At 49.3% G+C, this 23,363-nt stretch carries 11 protein-coding genes, 1 pseudogene and 4 CRISPR repeat arrays; of the genes and pseudogenes, 5 read left to right on the forward strand and 7 right to left on the reverse strand.

Features of this window, described 5'->3' with window-relative positions:
• Positions 1-44 precede the first annotated feature (44 nt).
• The 3 genes and pseudogenes from CHM34_RS10490 to CHM34_RS10500 all read right to left on the reverse strand — a co-directional run bounded on the left by CHM34_RS10490 (position 45) and on the right by CHM34_RS10500 (position 1,699).
• A complete protein-coding gene (locus CHM34_RS10490; RefSeq protein WP_094264570.1) occupies positions 45-458 on the reverse strand; it encodes a hypothetical protein in 414 nt (137 codons plus the stop codon).
• A 309-nt stretch (positions 459-767) separates the two neighbouring features.
• A pseudogene (locus CHM34_RS10495) lies at positions 768-914 on the reverse strand (transposase); the annotation flags it as partial.
• 215 nt (positions 915-1,129) lie between these two features.
• Positions 1,130-1,699, reverse strand: a complete 570-nt coding sequence (locus tag CHM34_RS10500) for a recombinase family protein (protein ID WP_094264571.1) — start codon at positions 1,697-1,699, stop codon at positions 1,130-1,132.
• A gap of 1,090 nt (positions 1,700-2,789) precedes the next feature.
• Between CHM34_RS10500 and CHM34_RS10510 the strand changes: the two genes are divergently transcribed.
• Both CHM34_RS10510 and CHM34_RS10515 read left to right on the forward strand, forming a co-directional pair.
• Positions 2,790-3,548, forward strand: coding sequence for a ParA family protein (locus CHM34_RS10510; protein WP_094264573.1), 759 nt, complete (start codon positions 2,790-2,792; stop codon positions 3,546-3,548).
• Positions 3,526-4,266 (forward strand): hypothetical protein, encoded by a 741-nt coding sequence (locus tag CHM34_RS10515; protein WP_094264574.1) that lies wholly within the window; start codon positions 3,526-3,528, stop codon positions 4,264-4,266. The genes CHM34_RS10510 and CHM34_RS10515 overlap by 23 nt, the downstream gene beginning before the upstream one ends.
• 532 nt (positions 4,267-4,798) lie before the next feature.
• Here the strand turns inward: CHM34_RS10515 and CHM34_RS10520 are convergent.
• Positions 4,799-5,407 carry a trimeric intracellular cation channel family protein gene (locus tag CHM34_RS10520; protein ID WP_094264575.1) on the reverse strand — a complete coding sequence of 203 codons (609 nt, stop codon included), beginning with the start codon at positions 5,405-5,407 and terminating at the stop codon, positions 4,799-4,801.
• A gap of 1,579 nt (positions 5,408-6,986) precedes the next feature.
• Positions 6,987-7,483: a CRISPR direct-repeat array (repeat unit 30 nt; unit sequence GTTTCTAAGCTACCTACGAGGAATTGAAAC).
• 419 nt (positions 7,484-7,902) lie between these two features.
• A CRISPR array of direct repeats spans positions 7,903-8,545; the repeat unit is 30 nt.
• Positions 8,546-11,969: 3,424 nt separating this feature from the next.
• Here CHM34_RS10520 and dcuS point away from each other — a divergent pair.
• The 3 genes from dcuS to CHM34_RS10535 all read left to right on the forward strand — a co-directional run bounded on the left by dcuS (position 11,970) and on the right by CHM34_RS10535 (position 15,762).
• The gene (gene dcuS, locus CHM34_RS10525) at positions 11,970-13,574 is read left to right on the forward strand and encodes a DcuS/MalK family sensor histidine kinase (protein WP_094264576.1); all 1,605 of its coding nucleotides are present in this window, start codon (positions 11,970-11,972) and stop codon (positions 13,572-13,574) included.
• Entirely contained in the window at positions 13,571-14,296 is a 726-nt protein-coding gene (locus CHM34_RS10530; RefSeq protein WP_094264577.1) for a response regulator, read from the forward strand. The genes dcuS and CHM34_RS10530 overlap by 4 nt, the downstream gene beginning before the upstream one ends.
• A gap of 143 nt (positions 14,297-14,439) precedes the next feature.
• On the forward strand, positions 14,440-15,762 hold the full coding sequence (locus tag CHM34_RS10535) for a 2-hydroxycarboxylate transporter family protein (protein WP_094264578.1): 1,323 nt from the start codon (positions 14,440-14,442) through the stop codon (positions 15,760-15,762).
• A 442-nt stretch (positions 15,763-16,204) separates the two neighbouring features.
• Positions 16,205-16,707: direct repeats of the CRISPR family, unit length 30 nt; unit sequence GTTTCCGAGCTACCTACGAGGAATTGAAAC.
• 347 nt (positions 16,708-17,054) lie between these two features.
• Positions 17,055-17,600: a CRISPR direct-repeat array (repeat unit 30 nt; unit sequence GTTTCCGAGCTACCTACGAGGAATTGAAAC).
• Positions 17,601-17,875: 275 nt separating this feature from the next.
• Here CHM34_RS10535 and CHM34_RS10545 read toward each other — a convergent pair.
• The 3 genes from CHM34_RS10545 to aceB all read right to left on the reverse strand — a co-directional run bounded on the left by CHM34_RS10545 (position 17,876) and on the right by aceB (position 23,334).
• Positions 17,876-20,227: a M14 family zinc carboxypeptidase gene (locus CHM34_RS10545; RefSeq protein WP_240511976.1), complete on the reverse strand. Its 2,352-nt coding sequence runs from the start codon at positions 20,225-20,227 to the stop codon at positions 17,876-17,878.
• 226 nt (positions 20,228-20,453) lie between these two features.
• Complete coding sequence (gene aceA / locus CHM34_RS10555) at positions 20,454-21,734, reverse strand: isocitrate lyase (RefSeq protein ID WP_094264581.1); 1,281 nt, start codon at positions 21,732-21,734, stop codon at positions 20,454-20,456.
• A gap of 28 nt (positions 21,735-21,762) precedes the next feature.
• Positions 21,763-23,334: a malate synthase A gene (gene aceB, locus CHM34_RS10560; protein ID WP_439116325.1), complete on the reverse strand. Its 1,572-nt coding sequence runs from the start codon at positions 23,332-23,334 to the stop codon at positions 21,763-21,765.
• Positions 23,335-23,363 lie beyond the last annotated feature (29 nt).

A 23,363-nucleotide genomic window follows, 5' to 3' on the forward strand; every position in this document is an offset into this window, starting at 1 on the left:
GTTTTCCCTGTAGGGACCCAAACAAAAAAGCTTCTCAATGAGGGTTAGGGACTGATCACGTTATGGTAGTTCCCATAGATATCTGGCGACAGAAATCGTTTGATTAACAGCTCATGTTTCTCCCATGGGCCAAACCTCCGGACTACCCGGTAAGCCAACTCCTCGTAAGCGCAATCCTTTCCCCACAAGCGATGGGGAGCTAAAGGGCGTCCTTCATCCAGGATTTTGGACTCCAACATTTTTTCACAGGCATCCAACCCGATCGGTTCCATCCACTCCAACAACGTAAGTGTTGCAAAATAACGTTCCTCCCGGTCTCCTTGCAAAGCCAGTTGCTGAACCCCATCCATTCTTTCTAACGAAGGTTCTTCAATCTCCCAAACTTCTCCCAAACCGATATATTCCCCTTTTTCGTCGCATTCCAGAAAGAAATATGCCTTTGTGTCGCTGGCGAACATATTTGGTATTCCTTTTGTCAAGGAGTTACGGCAAATGATCCAGATTACGGAGCCACCTTTGGACTTGGGGATCAGAGGATTGGGCCCATTCTTTTAGTAGCTTTTCTCCACCATCTGGCAGGTGACGTGCTGCCAATACAGCTTCGTATCGGGGATCGGGCCCTTCCCAGGCAAGGTTGAAAAAGTACCTTAGGGTCTCTTCTCCCACCTTTCTCATTTTAACCAATGGTTGAAGACAAAGTGAAGATTGGAACTTTGGATAGGTTAATGTTTTGGATTCCAAAGCGCTCTTCATTGCAAATTCAATAGCCAAGGAGCTCCTGTACGCAGCTTCCACAAAATCCCATCGATGACCCGACGGTGATTTTTCCACGGCCTTCCGCGACGATCGTTTGTTGGTAACAACGGCTGGATTTGCGCCCATGCTTGATCGGTCACCTCTCCCCGTCGGACCATCCTGCTGATCCCTCCAGCTGTTTCTATTACAGCTCAGTCTATCAATCATTGGTCTGATTTACCAGACACGCCCTAGTCGTCGCTGTCGTATTTTTGATAACTGTTCCAAAGTCCATTGGTGGGATTTACTCTCCATTTAATACTTGCGCCTACTTTAAATAGTTTCTCTCGGAAGCGAGAATCTCCAGATTTTTGCCTCTGCTGGTGACACCTAGCTACCCACTTTGGTGCCCGGGGCACTTTTTGAGATGCCGGTACAAAGTAGCTTTAGACACTTGAAGCGTTTCACAGATTTCCCTTACAGAATAATTTGGATCCTGCATCAATGTTTGAGCCATCTTTATTTTTTTCTCGTCCATAACCCGCGGTCGCCCACCCAACTTTCCTCGGGCACGGGCGGCTGTCAATCCAGCTTGGGTTCTCTCACGGATGATCTCCCGCTCGAACTCTGCGAGCGCCCCAAACACATGAAAGATTAATTTCCCTCCACTACTTGTGGTGTCCATGTTTTCCCGGAGGCTTTGGAATCCGATCCCCTTTTCATGAAGATTGTTCACGACTTCGATTAGGTGTTTAAGGGATCGACCCAGGCGATCCAGCTTCCAAACAACCAAAGTATCCCCTGGGCGTATGTATTCAAGGGCTTCTTCCAACCCTTTCCGTGTAAACTTCCCCCCACTTACGTGGTCCGTAAAGATCTTTTCGCACCCATGTTCCCGAAGAGCATCGGTTTGGAGATTGAGGTTTTGATCATGCGTTGAAACCCGGGCATATCCAACAAGCATTCGCCCCCTCCCCCCTTCTCTTTGGATGCTCCTATTGTCTCATAACTCATCAGATTGGTCACTATTGAAACTTTGATTTTGAAACGGGTTTTGATGCCAAACGAAGCAGCAAAACACCGTCAATTGGAGGTCATTTTAAATCGGTCTCATAAACGGTCGTTTTTGATACAGAGAAACACAAACGAAGCCCGGTTGCCTTCATGGCAACCGGGCTTCAATCCGTTCCCTGTTCTTGTGCGGTACACTTGGTTTTTCCACTTATATGATAACTTAATTTTTTGCTGGTTACAACTTTGCTTAACTCATGGAGGACGACGACGTCGACCAAGCGTGAGTCAACAAAAAGACAAATCATTAAGAAACCTGGTTAAACAGCACACTGGTTTCACCGGTTATCACCAAAAAAGCTCACCTGAAGCTGCGACTTCGGTGAGCTTTCCGGTCCCAGTGAGCGGGACGTCGTCGACGGTTTCTCCTTCGGTTCTTATTATATTATCCAGTTGATGTAAAATCAATGCACCTGATTACGAAAAGCCACCCAAATTTGTTCTTTCTGTTGTCGAGATAAACGAAAGGCTTATCGAGACAACTTAGTCCCCGCTGAGAAGCGGCGACAATACTACCCTTATAGAAAACATCCGGAGTGTGGGTAGAGCCTGGGTAGAGTGTGGATAGAGCTTGGATAGAGTGTGGGTAGAGTGTTTAACCCAACAAGTATTCCGGCTCTTCTCCGCAGGTAAAAAAGTGCATTTCAGGAGTAAATTTGTTTTTCCGATTTCGTTCTATTTGACGTCGAAGATTCTTCCAAATGGCCTGTAGTTCCTTGGTTCGTTTTTGGTGAGGAGACACCCACACGACCGGAAAACGATGTTTATCATTCAACAATTCTAACGTGGACTGGTAGGCTAACATTTTTCTTTCTATCGGTTTTGGCCGTTCCGTTACGAATCAGACACTTCCATTACCATTATTTAATAATATTTGATCTATCGACTTCTGGCGATCTCCCTAGAAGGAAGTTATACGATGATATATAGTTTATACCAAGACGGTTTCCTCAACCGAGAAAGATCCTTGGGAGGGAAAGATATTGGCTACTATCCTATCATTTGGTAACCAGAAAGGTGGTTGCGGGAAAACCACTACAACGTGTGTCACGGCCGAGTTGTTGGCCAATAAAGGTAATAGGATCCTAGTGGTTGACCTCGATCACCAGGGGAACAGCACCTTCTGGCTTTCACAGCAGAGTCCGTACAATTTCACTGGGAAAACCGTGTATCACGCGCTGCAGGAGCGAAACCCTTTGCCCTATATCTACAAGACAAGCGATTACCTTCACCTGTTGCCAGCGGAAGATGAGCTGGAAGAATTCGATCGGGAAACCGATTACTACATCTTGAAGCAAACCCTCGCACCGGTGATGAACGATTATGACTATATCTTCTTGGATCTACCACCTTCCACCGGGATTCGTACAAGAAACGGACTGACAGCAAGCGATTTTGTCGTAGTCCTCTTACAAAGCGATCCCCTTTGTTTTGAAGCCTTGGAGCGGTTCCTACGGCTCATGCAGACGATCCGGGATGACTATAACCACTCCTTGGACATCGCCGGAATTCTGCCAACTATGTTGGACCCCCGTGCGTCAGCGGACCGTCAGATTATCGATGAAGCCCGCGAGGACTACGATGACTGGGTCTTTACCACAGAGATTAAGCGGAAAACCCGCCTGAAAGAGTTCTCCATCGGTGGTGTCCAAGAGAGATATACCGAAGACCGCATGGCCTTGCGCCCCTATAAATCCTTTGTCGAGGAGTTGTTGGGACGTGTCACGACGCAAAAGGTTTAATTTCGGCGAACAGAAGAAGATGATGCAACAGCAGATCGACGAGAACGAAGAGAAAGTACATGCCAACGTCCGGAAGAAGGACGAAGAAGACAAGCCGGGGGCAAAGAAAGAGTTCTCTCCTTCCAAAGCGAAGAAGGCAGATTCCAAGCCCAAGGATGTAGTGGACGGAAACGACAATGTTGGGACTGGGTCCAACGTATCCGATGCAGGAAACCACAGCGGAACCTCCGACGCTGGGGCACGTGAAGTAGCTGTAGAAAACGACAACTCAAGGGCTGTAGTTGACCCATCCGGAAACCAAAACGTAAGCGCAAGGGGAAACACTTCCCTCTCCGGAGACGGAAACGATGTGGATGAGGTATCCTCCAACGCAGGTGGAAGCGCATCCGTATCCGGACACGCTGGGGTACACCACAGCGTAGACCCCAACGGAAACGTGTCCCCCTTCGAATCCCGCAGCGAAAGTGGAAACGATTCCGGAAACGCTGGCGGAATAGGAACCGAAAACGTTGGTGTAAGTGTAGCAGGAAACGACTACGAAAACTACAGTGAAAACCCCAGCACAGCACAACAAGGAGGACAACACATGAGCAATCCGAAACCAAATATCGTTCCCTACCCCCAGCAAAAAGAGGACGGAGCAGAAGGAAAGTCATTCGAGCAGCTGGAGCAGGAATTGCTGAAGCAGCGCTCTCAGAAAGGCTTATATTTGCGCTGAGAGGCTGTCTACACCTACATAGCAGCCCAGCAATAAGGGAGATCATTTTTCCAAGCTCCGAGGAAAAACTGTACCCCCTAAATTTTGCAGAGAATATTGCAGATTATTGCAGAGTAAGTATTTCTGCAATATAAACCAGTCATATCAAGTGTTTGGATGTTTTTGCAGAATTGCAGAAAGGGACACACATAAATTGGCCACAGGGATATGATTATTAAATAATTGGATATTATGAAAATAATTCATCACAGTTTTATATTATAGTGTCTGCAGAAATAAGTACCTTCTGCAAAATCTGCAAAATTAGCTGAAGCCCATTATATCAGGGATTATATTGCAGAAAAGTGCATCTGCATTAAGTCTGCATTATTTCTGCAAAAAACCTCTCTATCGAGCCTTTTGCAGATTTCAAACCCCTTGAGCAGCAAGGCTCCTCAGGCATAGAAAAAGGACTTCACCCCATCATGGAGAAGTTTTCAAGTGACCAAACCGAAAACCCATGAGGAGGGAAGTCACTTGTATCTTCTCGCCCTTACCCTTTGGCTCCGAACAGACCGGTAGGAAACCGCCATTGATAGACAACGGAGATCATGCGAAACAGAATCACCACGGCAAAGAGAAGGTACAGCCCCCAACTCTGCGTCACGATTTCGAGACCGATCGCCAATCCATTGACAATCGCCCATACAGCGTAAACTTCTCCTCGGAAAACCAGAGGTTTTCGTCCGGCGAGCACATCCCGGATCACTCCGCCGCCGATTCCTGTCAGGACGGCGGCGACAATCACCGCAACGAGCGGATGCCCCATCCCGACGGCATAGAGCGCTCTTTGAATGGAAAAAGCGGCTAACCCGATCGCATCAAAAAAGGAACCCCACTTTTTCCAATGATCCATCCAAAAAATCGGAGCCAACATGGTGATCGTGATCGCCGCCAAGGCGATCAGAAACAGACTCTCCTCTTCCCACAGGGAATCGATCGGTACTCCGATCAAGAGGTTGCGGACGATCCCTCCTCCGAAAGCCGTCACCAACCCCAATACATAAATGCCGAAAAAATCGTATCCCTCTTCCATCGCCACGATGGCTCCGCTAATGGCAAACGCGGCGATCCCTACAATATTGAAAATCTCCCACGCCATATGACAACCCTCTTCTCTCTTCCCCATCCGTTCCCGTCAATGAATACCCCCATTATAGGATCAGCCGTGTGAAAAGCCAACCGGAAAACATCGTGATGGGCGATTTTCCAAACCTTTTCGTAATACCATGGATCGATATGATCCCCAACATCATCCTATGTTCATTAGAAACCATCGAACCAAAAGACCTCACCCCTGGGAGAGCGAAATGCGGGCATCGATTAATGATTACCTTTATTTCGTATGACGAAAGGGTCGTCGATGTCCAGTAGGGTAAAAACCCCCGGGGATCGACGACATTGACAAAACCGCTGAATCCCTTGTTCTCAAAGGGAAAGTCGGGAAAAGGCATTGTACTGAGGGGGATTTTTGGGTATCTTATAAAGAGAGGGAAATGGCTTTGTCATGGGCTTTTTTGGGGGGGTTTCAAGCTACCTATGAGGGATTGAAACATTTCCCCGTGTTCCTCGCTTGCGACGGGGACGGAAGGTTTCAAGCTACCTATGAGGGATTGAAACTGTATTGTCTCCGATATGTCTCCGGGGTACAATTGGGTTACTAAGCTACCTACAAGGAATTGAAACATGTCGCTGTGATTCGAAGTTGTAACGTTTTCGTTTTAGGTTTCTAAGCTACCTACAAGGAATTGAAACCTGATTCCGCCTCTCGGGCTTGCTCCGGCGGTTCGAGTTACAGGCTACCTACAAAATACTGAAATCTGACACTCAACTTACCTTTCTCCAGTCGAACACCGGATTTCTACCTCCGACTAATCTTCAACTCCGAGGCAGTTGCTAGACCCCTGCCGTATATAAACTTTTCGTGCAACGAAATTGTCGTCGATGTCCAGTAGGGCAAAAATCCCCGGAGATCGACGACATTTATCAAACCAGTGAATCCCTTGTTCTCAAAGGGAAAAACAGAAGAAAGCATTGTGCTGAAGCGAATTTTTAGGTATCTTATGGATAAAGAGAAATGCCTTCGTTATGGGCTTTTTTGGGGTTTCTAGTCTACCTATGAGGAATTGAAACTGCTCAATTTCATTATATGATATCATCGATATCATTGTTTCTAGTCTACCTATGAGGAATTGAAACGAAATAGAGATGAAAATTTCGGAAAAAGGAGATATGTTTCTAGTCTACCTATGAGGAATTGAAACTTGAGGGAAGTTCTTTGATTTCCATTTTTCTGGCTCCACGTTTCTAAGCTACCTACAAGGAATTGAAACCTGATTCCGCCTCTCGGGCTTGCTCCAGCGGTTCGAGTTACTAGACTACCTACAAAATACTGAAATCTGACACTCAACTTACCTTTCTCAGTCGAACATCGGATTTCTACCTCCGACTAATCATCAACTCCGAGGCAGTTGCTAGACCCCTGCCGTATATAAACTTTTCGTGCAACGAAATTGTCGTCGATGTCCAGTAGGGTCAAAACCCCCGGGGATCGACGACATTGACAAAACCGCTGAATCCCTTGTTCTCAACGAGAAAAGCGGAAAAAGGCATTGTACTGAGGCGGATTTTTGGGTATCTTATGAAGAGAGGAAAATGGCTTCGTCATAGGCTTTTTTGGGGTTTCTAAGCTACCTACGAGGAATTGAAACTAAGATTCATGAGTAAGGGAACAAAATCCCCGAAAAGTTTCTAAGCTACCTACGAGGAATTGAAACTCAGAACACCCTGTCAGACGTCTCAAGGTTGGTCTTCCTGGTTTCTAAGCTACCTACGAGGAATTGAAACATATCTTTATACCCCTCGTAACTGGAGGGGTCGAGGGTTTCTAAGCTACCTACGAGGAATTGAAACCGATCCGATCAGTTTTTTGCCGAGAGGTCCGAACGGTTTCTAAGCTACCTACGAGGAATTGAAACATTTCCAGCCGACGGATTTCTTTTCGACAACGGACACAAGTTTCTAAGCTACCTACGAGGAATTGAAACTCCCCACGGGTTGCCTTCTCCAAGCGGTCATATTCGTTTCTAAGCTACCTACGAGGAATTGAAACATCACGTCCATCACCCGCCAGACGACGATCACGGTGTTTTTAATCTACCTACAAGGAATTGAAACCTGGCATTCAACTGACCTTTCTCCCTATCGACACAGAGTTATCCACCTCCGACCAATCATCACTCCGAGGCAGTCACTAGAAGCGTTATGACAAAGCTCCTGTTCGGAAGGGTGGGGTTCCACACGGAGTGCCTTTGGCTTGTCAGAACAACGAAACGGAGTGTGGAACCCCACCCCGACCGACCAAGGATGTGCTAAAATCACAACGCTTCTAGACCCCTGCCGTATATGAACTTTTTTCGTGTAACGAAACGGTCGTCGATCTCCAGTAGGGCAAAATCCCCCGGGGATCGACGACATTGACAAAACCGCTGAATCCCTTGTTCTCAAGGGGAAAATCCGAAGAAAGCATTGTACTGAGGCGGATTTTTGGGTATCTTATGGATAAAGGGATATGGCTTCGTCATGGGCTTTTTTGGGGTTACTAAGCTACCTATGAGGGATTGAAACTCTCGGAGGGAGAGCAGATCGCCTACTCGTAGCCCAGTTACTAAGCTACCTATGAGGGATTGAAACTCAGCCCATCACGGGCCAGCCCTTCGACTTCCTCTAATCTAGTTACTAAGCTACCTATGAGGGATTGAAACCCTGGCTAACTCTTTTTCCTGACTCCGATCCTTTTGTTTCTGGTTACTAAGCTACCTATGAGGGATTGAAACCGGAAGAACAACTGAAGGCCGCGAAAGAAGTAGTTGAAGTTACTAAGCTACCTATGAGGGATTGAAACTCTCGGAGGGAGAGCAGATCGCCTACTCGTAGCCCAGTTACTAAGCTACCTATGAGGGATTGAAACCAGGGTCAGCTCTGCTGTTCCGGACGAGGTGAGAGGATGTTACTAAGCTACCTATGAGGGATTGAAACTGGGCGTCCACTTCCGACCAATGCTTGATCCGAAAGGTTTCTAAGCTACCTATGAGGAATTGAAACCCAAGTGTCCGCACGGCGGAAATGGCCTTTTTTCGGTTTCCAAGCTACCTACGAGGAATTGAAACTTCAGGGAGGCGGAATGATGGATAGCATCAGGGAATATCCGTTTCCGAGCTACCTACGAGGAATTGAAACCTGGCGTTCAGCTGACCTTTCTCCTCTGTCGACGCTGGGTCTCCACCCACGACAAATCATCAACTCCGAGGCTGTCGTCAGATCCTCGTCGTGTACTTTTTTCGCGTAACGAAATAGTCGTCGATGTCCAGTAGGGCAAAAACCCCCGGGGATCGACGACATTTATCAAACCGCCGAATCCCTTGTTCTCAAAGGGAAAATCCGAAGAAGGCATTGTACTGAGGTGGATTTTTGGGTATCTTATGGATAAAGGGATATGGCTTCGTCATAGGCTTTTTTGGGGTTTCTAAGCTACCTACGAGGAATTGAAACGTAGGAGTAGCCTCGATACATCCCTTACCGAACTCGACGTTTCTAAGCTACCTACGAGGAATTGAAACCTCACCTTGAAGGCGAAGTCTTTCAAATTGTCTTCAGTTTCCGAGCTACCTATGAGGAATTGAAACACCCGTGAACGTAATTCATCACGGCTTTTCTCGTAGTTTCTAAGCTACCTACGAGAAATTGAAACCTGATTCCGCCTCTCGGGCTTGCTCCGGCGGTTCGAGTTTACTAGGCTACCTACAAAATACTGAAATCTGACACTCAACTTACCTTTCTCAGTCGAACATCGGATTTCTACCTCCGACTAATCATCAACTCCGTGGCAGTTGCTAGACCCCTGCCGTATATAAACTTTTCGTCAACGAAATTGTCGTCGATGTCCAGTAGGGCAAAAACCCCTGGGGATCGACGACATTTATCAAACCGCCGCATCCCTTGTTCTCAAGGGGAAAATCCGAAGAAGGCATTGTACTGAGGCGGATTTTTGGGTATCTTATGGATAAAGGGATATGGCTTCGTCATGGGCTTTTTTGGGGTTTTTAGTCTACCTATGAGGAATTGAAACCCAAAGGTAATTCGTAACTTGAAAAAGAACCTTGATGCATGTTTTTAGTCTACCTATGAGGAATTGAAACATAATGTCGACGTACTCTTCCTCTCGCTCAATCCCGGTTACTAAGCTACCTATGAGGAATTGAAACCGCGTCATCTCCGGCGTTATTTCCGGTGCTACATCGTTTCTAAGCTACTTATGTGGAATTGAAACCTGGCGTTCAACTGACCTTTCTCCTCTGTCGACGCTAGGTCTCCACCTACGACAAATCATCAACTCCGAGGCTGTCGTCAGACCCTCGTCGTGTACTTTTTTCGCGTAACAAAATAGTCGTCGATGTCCGGTAGGGTAAAAACCCCCGGGGATCGACGACATTCATCAAACCGCCGAATCCCTTGTTCTCAAAGGGAAAAACAGAAGAAAGCATTGTACTGAAGCGAATTTTTAGGTATCTTATGGATAAAGAGAAATTCCTTCGTCATGGGCCTTTTCGGGGTTTCTAAGTTACCTACGAGGAATTGAAACTCCGGTGGTTCAACAGATTAAGACCAGGGAAGACCGGTTTCTAAGCTACCTACGAGGAATTGAAACTATCAAGGGATTGCCCGGTTCCGTGGAACTGATGGGTTTCTAAGCTACCTACGAGGAATTGAAACCTCTCGTATATGTATCCTACCCGGGCCAGCCCCTTCTGTTTCTAAGCTACCTATGAGGAATTGAAACCTGATTCCGCCTCTCGGGCTTGCTCCGGCGGTTCGAGTTACTAGACTACCTACAAAATACTGAAATCTGACACTCAACTTACCTTTCTCAGTCGAACATCGGATTTCTACCTCCGACTAATCATCAACTCCGTAGCAGTTGCTAGACCCCTGCCGTATATAAACTTTTCGTCAACGAAATTGTCGTCGATGTCCAGTAGGGCAAAAACCCCCGGGGATCGACGACATTCATCAAACCGCCGCAATCCCTTGTTCTCAAAGGGAAAAACAGAAGAAAGCATTGTACTGAGGCGGATTTTTGGGTATCTTATGGATAAAGAGAAATGCCTTCGTCATGGGCTTTTTTGGGGTTACTAAGCTACCTATGAGGAATTGAAACCCATATAAAAGGAATAGATTTCGTCTGTTCCTTCCCTTTGTTACTAAGCTACCTATGAGGAATTGAAACGGAGGTGCTCGTCACGGAAGTCCTTACGACCGTTGGGTTTGCAGTCTACCTATGAGGAATTGAAACATCCTGGCCGAAGTCAAACAAACAGAGGATGGATGGAGGTTTCCTAGCTACCTACAAGGAATTGAAACTTCATGTCTGAAAACCGGAATCCTTCTTCACCACAGTTTCCTAGCTACCTACAAGGAATTGAAACAAGTGTATCCCAATGGCGGCAGACCATACCGCTTCCCCTGTTTCTAAGCTACCTACGAGGAATTGAAACCTAGCGTTCAACTGACCTTTCTCCTCTGTCGACGCTGGGTCTCCACCTACGACAAATCATCAACTCCGTGGCAGTTGCTAGACCCCTGCCGTATATAAACTTTTCGTCAACGAAATTGTCGTCGATGTCCAGTAGGGCAAAAACCCCCGGGGATCGACGACATTCATCAAACCGCCGCATCCCTTGTTCTCAAAGGGAAAGGCGGGAAAAGGCATTGTACTGAGGGGGATTTTTGGGTATCTTATGGAGAGAGGAAAATGGCTTTGTCATGGGCTTTATTGGGGGTTTTCAAGCTACCTACGAGGAATTGAAACCTCTTCCCACCATTCTTTGTCTATGATTATATCCGCCTGTTTTCAAGCTACCTACGAGGAATTGAAACTTCGATTGGGTTGCTAATTTTGCTGGTTGTGTACTGTTACTAAGCTACCTATGAGGGATTGAAACATCGAGTTCGGAGGTTTTCCATTCGTTAATCTTCAGTGTTACTAAGCTACCTATGAGGGATTGAAACTTTCATCCTCGGTATATGTCTTCACGCCGACGACGCGTTTCCGAGCTACCTACGAGGAATTGAAACGACGCCGTTTCGTAGATCGGCACTCTGCTGTTCCAATCGTTTGTAGTCTACCTATGAGAAATTGAAATTCCGATGGGTACCAGGTGAAGTCTGCCGTTTTTTCTTGTTTCCAAGCTACCTACAAGGCCATGCTACCTACGATGAATTCGACAATCTTCCCACCCATCCAAATTCCATCGGCCATTAGCCCGCCAGCCGTTCTCCAGCTGGCGGGCTGGACTACCCCGTCCTCCCCACCGCCGTACGTATCGACCGGTATACGAAGGTTCATCTCATTTGACACAAAGTCATACCGTTATTCCAAACTGCCCAGATCCTGGTCTTCCCAGAAGGTCCGGTTTAGGAAATTGTTTAAGAGGATGGAGGCCCCCCACGGGCCTTTTTGTATTTGCTACCATTCGAATCACCCGCTCTGGTAATGAAGGCGGGCAGTTTCCGGAGATAAGCGGAATGATCACTTCTATTATGACGGTTGTGTTTAACAGATAACCGGGATAAACTTTTTGTAAACAAGTCGGGAAGGAAAGTTTATGAAATTCGGAAGGTTTTATATTAGTTTACAAAAGGTTATCACTCTTTTTGTTTGTACCGTTGTCATCTTGTCATTAACCGTTACCGGGATTTTGATCGGGGAAGAAGTGACCGATGAAACAAAAAAATACCTGTCCGACAAAGCGATAAACATCGCTCGGACCGTTGCGCGTTCACCGTTAGTGATCGAAGCTCTGGAACATAAACAAGACGAAAAAAATATTCAGTCCTACGCAGAGGAAGTTCGGAAAATAACGGATGTCCGATTCATCGTGGTTATGGATATGAACCACATCCGAAAATCGCATCCCGACAAAGAAAAGATCGGAAAAAGATTTATCGGCGGGGATGAGGCACGTGCCATGAAAGGGAAGTCCTACACCTCAGTGGCAGAAGGAACGCTGGGAACCTCGTTTCGGGCTTTTGTACCGGTTAAAAACCGCGAAGGGCAACAAGTCGGAGTCGTGGCTGTCGGAATTATGATGAACCGCGTGGAAGAAGCGATAATAAACAGTACGCACATCATCTATGTTGCGATCGGTGTCGGTCTGATCATCGGGATTCTGGGTGCATGGATATTGGCCCGGAAAATCAAAGGCATTCTTTTCGGGTTGGAACCATTCCAGATCGCGAACCTGTTGCAGGAAAGGAACGCCATGCTGGAATCCGTTCGGGAAGGGATTGTGGCGGTTGACCGAGAGAGCCGGATTGTCCTGGCCAACTCAGAAGCTGTACGCTTATTCCACCGTGCGGGAATGAACCATCAACCCATCGGGGAAAACATCGAAGACTATCTTCCCCAATCCCGCTTACGCCATGTGGTAGAAGGTGAAACCCCGGAATTTGACCGGGAAGTGACCCTGAACGGCTTGACGCTACTCGTTAATCGGGTGCCGGTCAAGGTCGACGGCCACACCGTCGCCGCCCTGGCCACCTTCCGCGATAAGACAGAAATCAAAAAGTTAGCGGAACAATTAACCGGTGTCAAAATGTATGCAGAAGCCCTTCGGGTGAAAACACACGAATTTATGAATAAATTGCATGTTATATTAGGGTTGGTGCAAATGCGGGAACTGGACCGGCTTTCTTCTTACATCCAACAACTGACCGACCATTACCATATGGAGGCCGGTTCCGTATCCCAGCTTGTCCGAGAGCCCATCCTGGCCGGCTTTCTGTTAAGTAAACTGAGTTATGCCCGGGAGCGCGGCGTTCAGTTAAATCTATCGGGGAACGGAGTTTGGCCCCGGCCTGAGGATCCCGGTATCGTCGATGAGTGGGTCACGATCTTCGGCAACCTGATCGATAACGCAATGGAGGCCGTTGAGGACTGTGAACAAAAAGAGATTGACGTATCCCTGGAAACGACCGATTCGACACTTTCTTTATCCGTGACGGACACGGGGAAGGGGATTTCGGACGATCAGAAGGAGAAGATCTTTGAAAAAGGTTTTTCCACCAAAGGGGAGAACCGGGGGTACGGCCTCAATCTAGTGCGAATCAGCGTGGAAAAGCTGGGCGGAACCCTGACTCACATCCCTATCGATAGCGGAACCAAGATTCTAGTCACTCTACCTTTTGAAGAAAAGGATGAAAATCCATGATCCGGGTTCTTATCGTGGAAGACGACCCCATGGTGGCAGCGATTAACCAATCTTACCTGGATAGCATGCCGGGTTTTTCGTGTACGGAGATCGCCACAAAAGCGTCAGACGCGCTGGACTTCCTGGGCCGGAATTCGGTGGATCTCGTATTGCTGGACATTTTCATGCCGGGAAAAAGCGGGTTGGATCTGTTAAGGGAAATTCGAACCGGGAAAAAGGGGATCGATGTCATTGTGATCACGGCCGCCAGCGATATCCACAACATAAAAACGGCGTTGCGTCTGGGAGCGGTGGATTATCTGATCAAACCCTTCACATTTGACCGACTGCAAGCCTCATTGGAACGGTATAAACAAGAACATAAAATGATGCAGGAACAAAAGAGATGGAACCAGGACGAACTGGACCGATTGTTACGGACCCGGGAGGGAACTGTCACCGCAAATCCCCCGGAGCTTCCCAAAGGTTTGACCCTGATCACATTGCGACGGGTGGTGAACTCCATTCTGAAAATGGACGAGGAGTTCTCCACCGAAGAGCTGGCCCATGAGGCCGGGATCTCTCGGGTATCCGCAAGGAAGTATCTAAATTTTCTAGTGGACATCGGACATTTATGGGTTAATATGGTTTACAAAACAGTTGGCCGTCCGGTCTATCAGTTTCATTTAACGAAAGAACATCGAGAGCGGATTCAACCGTATCTGGAGGCGCCCGATCCATGACCGGTTCCTCTCGCTTCCTTTAGTTTAAAAATGCTTTTCTTATTTTCAAATTCTCTGCAAAGCCCCTTAGGTCATGTAGGATTGTAGACAGATTTATTCAGAATGTTTTTATCCACGATAACAATGGTCCAAGGGGAGATTATATGGCAGCAGAGAACAGACAAAGTATCCGTTCAGATGCGGTAGGCGGATTCTTATACAGCCGTTTGAAAGGGCTTTCATTGTTCAGTATTCCCGTCTTTACTTTCACCATTTTTACCGCGCTGGCGATTACGGCGATGTATTTGGACTTATTACCTAAAGGGATGATCGGGGCTCTTTTGATGATGATCGTACTCGGGGAATTGTTCGGATGGATCGGGGATCATACACCCGTCATACGGAGTTTTCTGGGCGGCGGTGCCATGGTGGCCATTTTCGCTTCAGCATATATGGTTTACAGCGGCCTCATGCCGAAGGAAACGGTGACAACAATTACGGAATTCATGAAGTCCGGCGGTTTTTTGAACTTTTACATTGCCGCTTTGATTACCGGCAGTATCCTGGGGATGAATCCCCATCTGCTGGTGAAGGCAGGAGCTCGTTATGGCCTGCCTCTCCTTGCCGGTTTGTCGGGTTCCATTTTCATGGCGATACTGACCGGATTGCTTGTCGGTTTCAACATCAAGGAAGCCGTCCTGGTGATCGCGATGCCGATCATGGGGGGAGGCATGGGAGCAGGTGCTGTTCCTATATCCCAAATCTACTCGGAATTGATGGGAAGAGAACCGACGTATTATCTTTCGGTGCTTGTTCCTGCTCTGGCTTTGGGGAATGTGTTCGCCATCATCTTCGGAGGTCTGTTGGATCAGTTGGGTAAGAGGGTACCACAGTTGTCGGGGAACGGCCGTTTGATGAAAAACATGGATGTTCGAGCCAAAAAAGAGCCAAAGTTTGACATCGCACTGATGGGCGCAGGATTACTCTCCGCTCTGATCTTTTTCTTACTGGGTCAGGTTCTCGCAGAATTCATTCCCCTTCACCCATACGCCCTCATGATCCTGTCGGTAGCTCTGGCAAAAATATTCAAATTATTGCCGGAAACCGTGGAAGAAGGCGCCAGCCAGTGGTACGGGTTTGTGGCGAAAAACTGGACATTGGCACTCCTCGTCGGAATCGGCGTGGCTTACACGGACCTTGAGGCCGTACTCAATGCTCTCAGCATCGAATATGTGCTCATTGTATTTTCGGTTGTGCTGGGTGCCGCTCTGGGCTCCGGTCTCATTGGAAAACTGGTGGGCTTTTATCCCATCGAAACGGCAATCACGGCGGGACTATGTATGGCGAACATGGGAGGAACGGGGGACGTAGCGGTCCTCTCGGCCTCAAAGCGGATGGAACTGATGCCTTTTGCCCAGATTTCCTCCCGGCTGGGCGGAGCCATCATCCTGCTTCTAGCCGGATTACTGATTCCAATCATCAGTTAATGCGTCCGCTGTCAGAGGAAGAAACATTCGAACCGGCTCGAATCCTGAGAGAGAAAACCACCCGGTATCAAGCCATGTGGAAAGGAATCCAAATCATAACCGACTCCCTCTACGTGAAGGAGTCGGTTATGATTGCCCCCAAATATGTCTGAAGTACAATTTTTAAAATCAAACCGGGAAAAACATCCCAATGGGCCATTTTCCAAACCTTTTCGTAGACAAAAAGCCCAAGCAAGAATCGATCCATGCTGGGCATTTATTTCGTATGACGAAAGGGTCGTCGATGTCCAGTAGAGCAAAAACCCCCGGGGATCGACGACATTTATCAAACCGGTGAATCCCTTGTTCTTAAAGGGAAAAACGGAAGAAAGCATTGTACTGAGGCGGATTTTAGGATATCTTATGGATAAAGAGAAATGCCTTCGTCATGGGCCTTTTTGGGGTTTGCAGTCTACCTATGAGGAATTGAAACTTGTGTGCATGGCACGGCACTGCCGCACCCCACTACCAGTTTGCAGTCTACCTATGAGGAATTGAAACTCAACATCATATTCAAGGGCCTTTTTGGAAAGAAGGTTTGCAGTCTACCTATGAGGAATTGAAACCTTGATGACTGCGATTCTCTTGAACTTCATGTTCATCGGTTTGCAGTCTACCTATGAGGAATTGAAACTAGTCTGTCTGTTCATAGTTCCCCCCTGGTTCCTCAGTTTGCAGTCTACCTATGAGGAATTGAAACTCGATCATGATCTTGTGCAGATTGTTCGTTGATGCCGCGTTTCTAGTCTACCTATGAGGAATTGAAACTGGACGTCCATCATGCTTCCTCCTCCAAAAAGACCCGCTCGTTTCTAGTCTACCTACGAGGAATTGAAACCCCACAATCAGCATCATGTTCCGTAATTTCTGCTGTGGTTTCCGAGCTACCTACGAGGAATTGAAACCTGATTCCACCTCTCGGGTTTGCTCCGGCGGCTCGAGTTACTAGACTACCTACAAAATACTGAAATCTGACACTCAACTTACCTTTCTCAGTCGAACACCGGATTTCTACCTCCGACTAATCATCAACTCCGAGGCAGTTGCTAGACCCCTGCCGTATATAAACTTTTCGTGCAACGAAATTGTCGTCGATGTCCGGTAGGGTAAAAACCCCCGGGGATCGACGACATTGACAAAACCGCTGAATCCCTTGTTCTCAACGGGAAAAGCGGAAAAAGGCATTGTACTAAGGCGGATTTTTGGGTATCTTATGGATAAAGGGATATGGCTTCGTCATGGGCTTTTTTGGGGTTTCCGAGCTACCTACGAGGAATTGAAACTGGATGAGGCGCCACTAACTCAATTTGGGGTGATCCGTTTCCGAGCTACCTACGAGGAATTGAAACTTTGAACGGTTCTCTTCAGTCTGACTGTGAAGATGTGTTTCCGAGCTACCTACGAGGAATTGAAACTCGGCTTTCTTGGACAATTCAGCAGGGGTAATGTTGGTTTCCGAGCTACCTACGAGGAATTGAAACGTTAAATTCTGGATCATTGAAACCCTCCTTACGGCTTCACGTTTCCGAGCTACCTACGAGGAATTGAAACTCGTTATTGTCTCTACTAGTTTCCGAGCTACCTACGAGGAATTGAAACCATCAACGACCCCGGAAATTCCGGTGGCAAAAAAGGAGTTTCCGAGCTACCTACGAGGAATTGAAACTAGCTGATCTCCTGCGTGCTTCCTTCTGCGTACTCGTTTCCGAGCTACCTACGAGGAATTGAAACGTTCATTCATCCTCATCTCTCCTAGGTAGGTCCGGATTGTTTCTAAGCTACCTATGAGGAATTGAAACGCGGAACCAGAAACCAAAACGCCTTTCCGAGTGTTTGGTTTCTAAGCTACCTACCTACAAGGAATCCAAAAACCACCATTTCCACTACCCCCACCCATATCGGCCTTCATTGATCGCCCAGCCAACCCGGGTTCTCCAGACTGTCGGGCTGACAGCCGATTCCATAAACCTCCCCACCCACCAAAAAAGCCAAGCGGAAAAATCCGCCTGGCTTTTTTTGATCGCTTTTTGGTTCGTTTTACCGGGCGCCGGTCGATTCCGGCCAGCGGTCCGGTTTATTGTTTATGGAACACGGCGTTGGACAGGTAGCGGTACAGGTAATCCGTGTGACCGCGGAATCCGGGTTCCAGTCCGATCAGGGTGACATCCTGTTCCTTCTCCTGGACGATGACGGGTTGTCCTTCGGCCTGATCCTTCCCTTTCCAGTGACCGGAGTGGAAGAAATCCCCGTCAGAGTAGGAAGCGGCCACCGTCGCCCCGCCGGTGTCGGAGTACCAGCCCGGGCGATAAACAAAGCCCAAGTCCCGGTCTCCGTAACCGGCGGTCAGTTCCGTATCACCGTTCTCCACATGGACGATCCCGTTGCTGTTGGTCCCGCCGTGATGAACGGTCACCTCCGTCAAGTCCAATTTGGCAGTCGCCTCGGAGGCGGAGGAACCCACCGCGATAAATTTGCCGCCTTTGTCCACAAATTGGTTCACATTCCGTTGAAATGCTTCGTACTGGTCGGCATCCTCCAATCCGAACTCCTTATTGGCTTTACTCAACTCCGTGGAGATCATCCGGGAGGTCCCGCTGTATACAAAAACATCGTAAGGGGCCAGCCCTTCTTCAGCCACTGTCCGGGGATGCAATTCCGTCACCTGGAAACCGAGACGTTCCAAGGCCGTTCTCGTACCGGCATGGGATTGTTGTTTGTTGATTCCCCCGTCTTTCAGGATGGCTACTTTTAACGATTCCAGGGAATGGGCTCTTTCCGGAACGGAGGATGAATGAAGGGTGAGACCGGACCGGCGCACCGCCTTTTTCAAGACGGAACCTTTTTGAGCCTCCACATAAAAGTCACCCTTTTGATCCCGCTTAACCGGGATTCCCTTTTGCAGCAGGTGATTCACTAGGTTGACCGCTTCCACCGATTGGTTGGGAATCTGATAGGGACCTTTCCCCTCCAAGGAGCCGTGCTTTTTCACTTTCTTTTTCACCGGAGAAGAGTCCGCCTCGACAAACTGATCCACCGGGTCAGCCTGGAAGCCCCATAACTCCGGCAGACTCCAGGCGGAAATATCATACATGTTCGGAGTGTCCTCCGTGATATCCTCGCCGTCCCACAGCATGGTGTTTGCCAGTCCGGCTTTCGCTTGATCCATCGGAACCACGAACGTGCCGGCGGGATACCGCTTTCCTCCGGCTTGGAAGGCATCCTTGGCCCGTTCCACCCGGATCCCGTTGTCGATGAGATGGTTCACCGCTTGATGGGTCGCATTCGGCTGATCCTCATCCACAGGCAGGATATACGTCTTCGCGAAGAAACCTTCCTTGTGGTGGGGATGATCGAAGTTGATCCCTCTGCGGAACATCTCCAGCTGATCGCGGATCATGCCTTCCTTGTTTTCCGTGGCGAACTTCAAGGCCCCCATTACAGCATCCATCTGCCAGCGAACCCCGTCCCATTCGTTGGTGGGGGCTTCCAGGGTGTAGGCGAAGGCTCCGTGATACATCGCATACATCGGGGTGAAGATCGGCGGATAGTCGTCCCACCCTGCTTCGCCGTCCCGCTGAGGAATGTAGGTCCCCTTCATATTCCGATACAAGTCCGTCTCATAAGCATCCCGGTTTCCGACCACTTCCGCTTCCATCGCTTCCGCCTGGTCCTGGGACCACTTGGAGAACAGGTCGTATTCATAGTTGGGGTTATGCGGCGGCGTACAGGGCTCCATCAACCCGGGATTTTCCTCACTGTATTTCACATACCCGTGCAGGTCGAGCAGGACCATCGGGTTCCAGCGTGTGATCAGGTCGACCATTTGCCGCGTTTCCGGCTGGGACTGCGTGATAAAGTCCCGGTTCAGGTCGAAACCTTCGGAATTGAACCGAGTGGCGGACCAACGCCCGTCGGGATTGGCGGATACATTAAAGATGAGAACGTTGTTTTCCAGAATCGATTTCGTGGCGGGATCATTTTGAGTGGCGAACCGTTCCAACAGCTTCAGAACGGCATCACTCCCGGCAAACTCGGTACCGTGAATGGAACCGTTGATCAAAATCGGCACCTTAAAATCCACATCTTTGCCGGTGAAGCTTTCCGCCTTCATCTCACTCTTAAACATCTGTTTGCGCATGTTCCGGTATTTGCTGAAGTGTTTTTGGGAACCCGGCTCGGCGACTGTCACCACATACATATCGTGACCCCCCGCCGACTGACCGGACACCTTCACCGAAACCCGGCGACTCTCCTGTTCCAACTGTTTGAGAGTCTCCTCAAACTTCGAATACTTAACGAAATCATAATGCTTTTCATTAAACAGACTGCGATCCGCTTCTTCTCCGTCGTGGTGGGCTTGTACCGCAACCGGCGAAAAAACCATCACCACGACCAATAGGAATACGAGAAACCCTTTCTTATTCAACCGCTGCCCCCCCTGTACAATTATGAATCGGGTCCGATTTTGGACCCGGCGCTTCATTTCTTCGCTGATGATCCTCAGAATTCCTTTTTATTTTTTGTAACATAAAAAAGTTTCCGATATCAGGAAGGCCCATCGGACAGGAGGAGATGACTTGAAGTCCGCTTTCATCCATGACACCAAACCGCCCCCGGACTCCGATTCTCGGGGGCGGCTTTTGTTTGAGAAATTATGCCGTAAACTGATCTTCCTCGGTGGAACCTTTCAAAGCGGTCGTAGAGGAAGTACCTCCGGAGATGACCATGGAAACGGCGTCGAAGTAGCCGGTTCCCACCTCCCGCTGGTGACGGGTGGCGGTGTAACCCTTCGCTTCGTTGGCGAACTCCTTCTGCTGCAGCTGGGAATAGGCGGCCATGCCGCTTTCCTTGTAGCCCCGGGCCAGCTCAAACATGCTGTTGTTCAGGGCGTGGAAACCGGCCAGAGTGACAAACTGGAACCGATATCCCATCTCGCCCAATTCGTCCTGGAACCGGGCGATGGTCTCTTCGCTCAGTTTCTTCTTCCAGTTGAAGGAGGGAGAGCAGTTATAGGCCAGCATTTTGCCGGGATATTCGGCGTGAATCGCCTCGGCGAACCGGCGGGCTTCCTCCAAATCAGGAGTGGACGTCTCACACCAGATCAGGTCGGCGTAGGGGGCGTAGGCCAATCCGCGGGCAATCGCCGTCTCCAGACCGCTCCGCTGACGGAAGAATCCTTCCGCCGTCCGTTCCCCGGTCAAGAACCGATGGTCCCGAGGATCGGTATCGCTGGTGATCAGCTGGGCGGCGTTGGCATCCGTGCGGGCGACCAGCACCGTGGGGACACCCATCACATCCGCCGCCAACCGGGCCGCATGAAGGTTCCTTACTGCCTGTTTTGTGGGAATCAACACCTTGCCGCCGAGATGGCCGCATTTTTTCTCCGAGGCCAGCTGATCTTCAAAATGGACCCCTGCCGCCCCGGCTTCGATCATTCCCTTCATTAGCTCAAATACATTCAGGGGACCGCCGAACCCGGCTTCCGCATCGGCTACAATCGGAGCAAACCAATCGATATCATGATTGCCCTCGGCGTGTTCGATCTGGTCAGCCCGCTGCAGGGCCTGATTGATCCGTTTCACTACATGGGGAACACTGTTCGCCGGATACAGGCTCTGATCGGGGTACATCTGCCCGGCCAGGTTGGCATCCGCCGCCACTTGCCAACCGGAAAGATAGATCGCTTGGAGACCGGCCTTCACTTGTTGAACAGCCTGGTTTCCGGTCAAAGCACCCAACGCTTTTACATAAGGCTCCTCGTGCAACAAGTCCCACAGTTTTTCCGCTCCCCGACGGGCCAGCGTATGCTCAATCCGCACTGATCCCCGCAATTTCAAAACATCCTCCGGTGTATAAGGGCGCTCGATCCCCTTCCAACGCCGGTCATGGTCCCATTCCGCTTGCAGCTTCTTCGCTTCCTGTTGATCGATCATATGAATCCCTCTCCTTTTTTCCGGATGGTTAAAGCAAGTCGTATCCCGGTATGGTCAAAAAGTCTTCAAACGCCTCCTGAATGGTCAACTGGTCGAAGAGCTCCTTCGCTTCTTCAAACCTCCCCTCCGCAAACGACTTTTCCCCGATCCGCTCCCGGATCTTGGCCAATTCTTCCTCCATCATCTTGCGGAAAAGCTCCACCGTCACCTTTCGTCCGTCTTCCAGGATTCCTTCGGGATGACGAATCCACTGCCACACCTGGGCTCTGGCGATCTCCGCCGTGGCGGCGTCCTCCATCAGATGGTTGATCGCCACCGCTCCGTATCCCCGAAGCCAGGCTTCGATGTACTGAAGACCGACGGAAATATTGTTGCGCAGACCTTCTTCGGTGATATTCCCCTGCGGGACCCGGCGCAGATCTTCGGCGGTTACCCGGACATCCTCCCTTTTTCGGTCGATTTGATTGGGATGGAGCATATGCTTATCGAAGATCTCCTTGGCCACAGCGACCAATGCCGGGTGAGCCACCCAGGTGCCGTCGTGACCGTCCAGGGCTTCCCGCTCCTTATCCACCCGCACCTTGGCCAGTGCCTTTTCATTGGCCTCCGGATCGTTTCGAACCGGAATCTGCGCCGCCATCCCGCCGATACAGGGAGCGTTTCGCCTATGGCAGGTTTGAACCGCCAGCAACGTGTAAGACCGCATAAAAGGCACCGTCATCGTCACCTGGGCCCGGTCAGGCAAAATCACATCCGGCCGGTTGCGGAACCGTTTGATATAGCTGAAGATGTAGTCCCAACGCCCGCAGTTCAACCCGGCGGAATGCTCCCGGAGCTCGTAAAGGATTTCATCCATCTCATAGGCGGCCGTAATCGTCTCGATCAGTACCGTCGCTTTGATCGTCCCCCGGGCGATTTTCAATTGTTCCTGAGCAAAGATAAAGACATCGTTCCAAAGCCGGGCCTCCTGATGGCTTTCCATTTTCGGGAGATAAAAGTAAGGGCCGGAACCCTGTTTTAACAAGGTTTTGGCGTTATGGAAAAAATAAAGCCCAAAATCGAGCAATCCGGCAGGAACCGGCCGGCCATCCACCCGCACGTGTTTCTCATCCAAGTGCCATCCGCGGGGCCGGACGATCAACACCGCCGGCTTCTCCGCCAGCTTGTAGCTCTTTCCCCGGGAATCGGTAAAATCGATGTTTCGGTTGATCGCGTCCCGCAGATTCAGCTGTCCCTGGATGGTATTCTCCCAAGTGGGGGAGTTGGCGTCCTCCAGGTCGGCCATGAAGACCTTGGCCCCGGAATTGAGGGCGTTGATGACCATTTTTCGGTCTCCGGCAGGACCGGTAATCTCTACCCGACGATCTCGAAGATCATGGGGAAGCGGTTCGATCGACCAGGAACGATTACGGATCTCCTCCGTTTCTGGAAGGAACTCCGGTCCTTTCCCCTCATTGATTTCCCGTTGGCGTTCCTCTCTGTCATATAACAGCTGATCCCTTGAATCGGAAAAACGTCGCGCCAGCTCAGTTACAAATTCCATCGCTTCCGGCGTCAAAATCTCGGCGTATGCATCAGTGATCTTCCCTTTCACTTCCATACAGGACGGAAAAGAAGTGGTACTCACGG

The sequence above is a fragment of the Paludifilum halophilum genome (assembly GCF_002245355.1).
Taxonomy (GTDB): domain Bacteria; phylum Bacillota; class Bacilli; order Thermoactinomycetales; family DSM-45169; genus Paludifilum; species Paludifilum halophilum.

Coding starts and splice junctions, on each gene's coding strand:
- CHM34_RS10490 (WP_094264570.1), bottom strand. CDS start 458: ATGTTCGCCAGCGACACAAAGGCATATTTCTTTCTGGAATGCGACGAA.
- dcuS (WP_094264576.1), top strand. CDS start 11,970: ATGAAATTCGGAAGGTTTTATATTAGTTTACAAAAGGTTATCACTCTT.
- CHM34_RS10500 (WP_094264571.1), bottom strand. CDS start 1,699: ATGCTTGTTGGATATGCCCGGGTTTCAACGCATGATCAAAACCTCAAT.
- CHM34_RS10535 (WP_094264578.1), top strand. CDS start 14,440: ATGGCAGCAGAGAACAGACAAAGTATCCGTTCAGATGCGGTAGGCGGA.
- aceB (WP_439116325.1), bottom strand. CDS start 23,334: ATGGAAGTGAAAGGGAAGATCACTGATGCATACGCCGAGATTTTGACG.
- CHM34_RS10520 (WP_094264575.1), bottom strand. CDS start 5,407: ATGGCGTGGGAGATTTTCAATATTGTAGGGATCGCCGCGTTTGCCATT.
- aceA (WP_094264581.1), bottom strand. CDS start 21,734: ATGATCGATCAACAGGAAGCGAAGAAGCTGCAAGCGGAATGGGACCAT.
- CHM34_RS10530 (WP_094264577.1), top strand. CDS start 13,571: ATGATCCGGGTTCTTATCGTGGAAGACGACCCCATGGTGGCAGCGATT.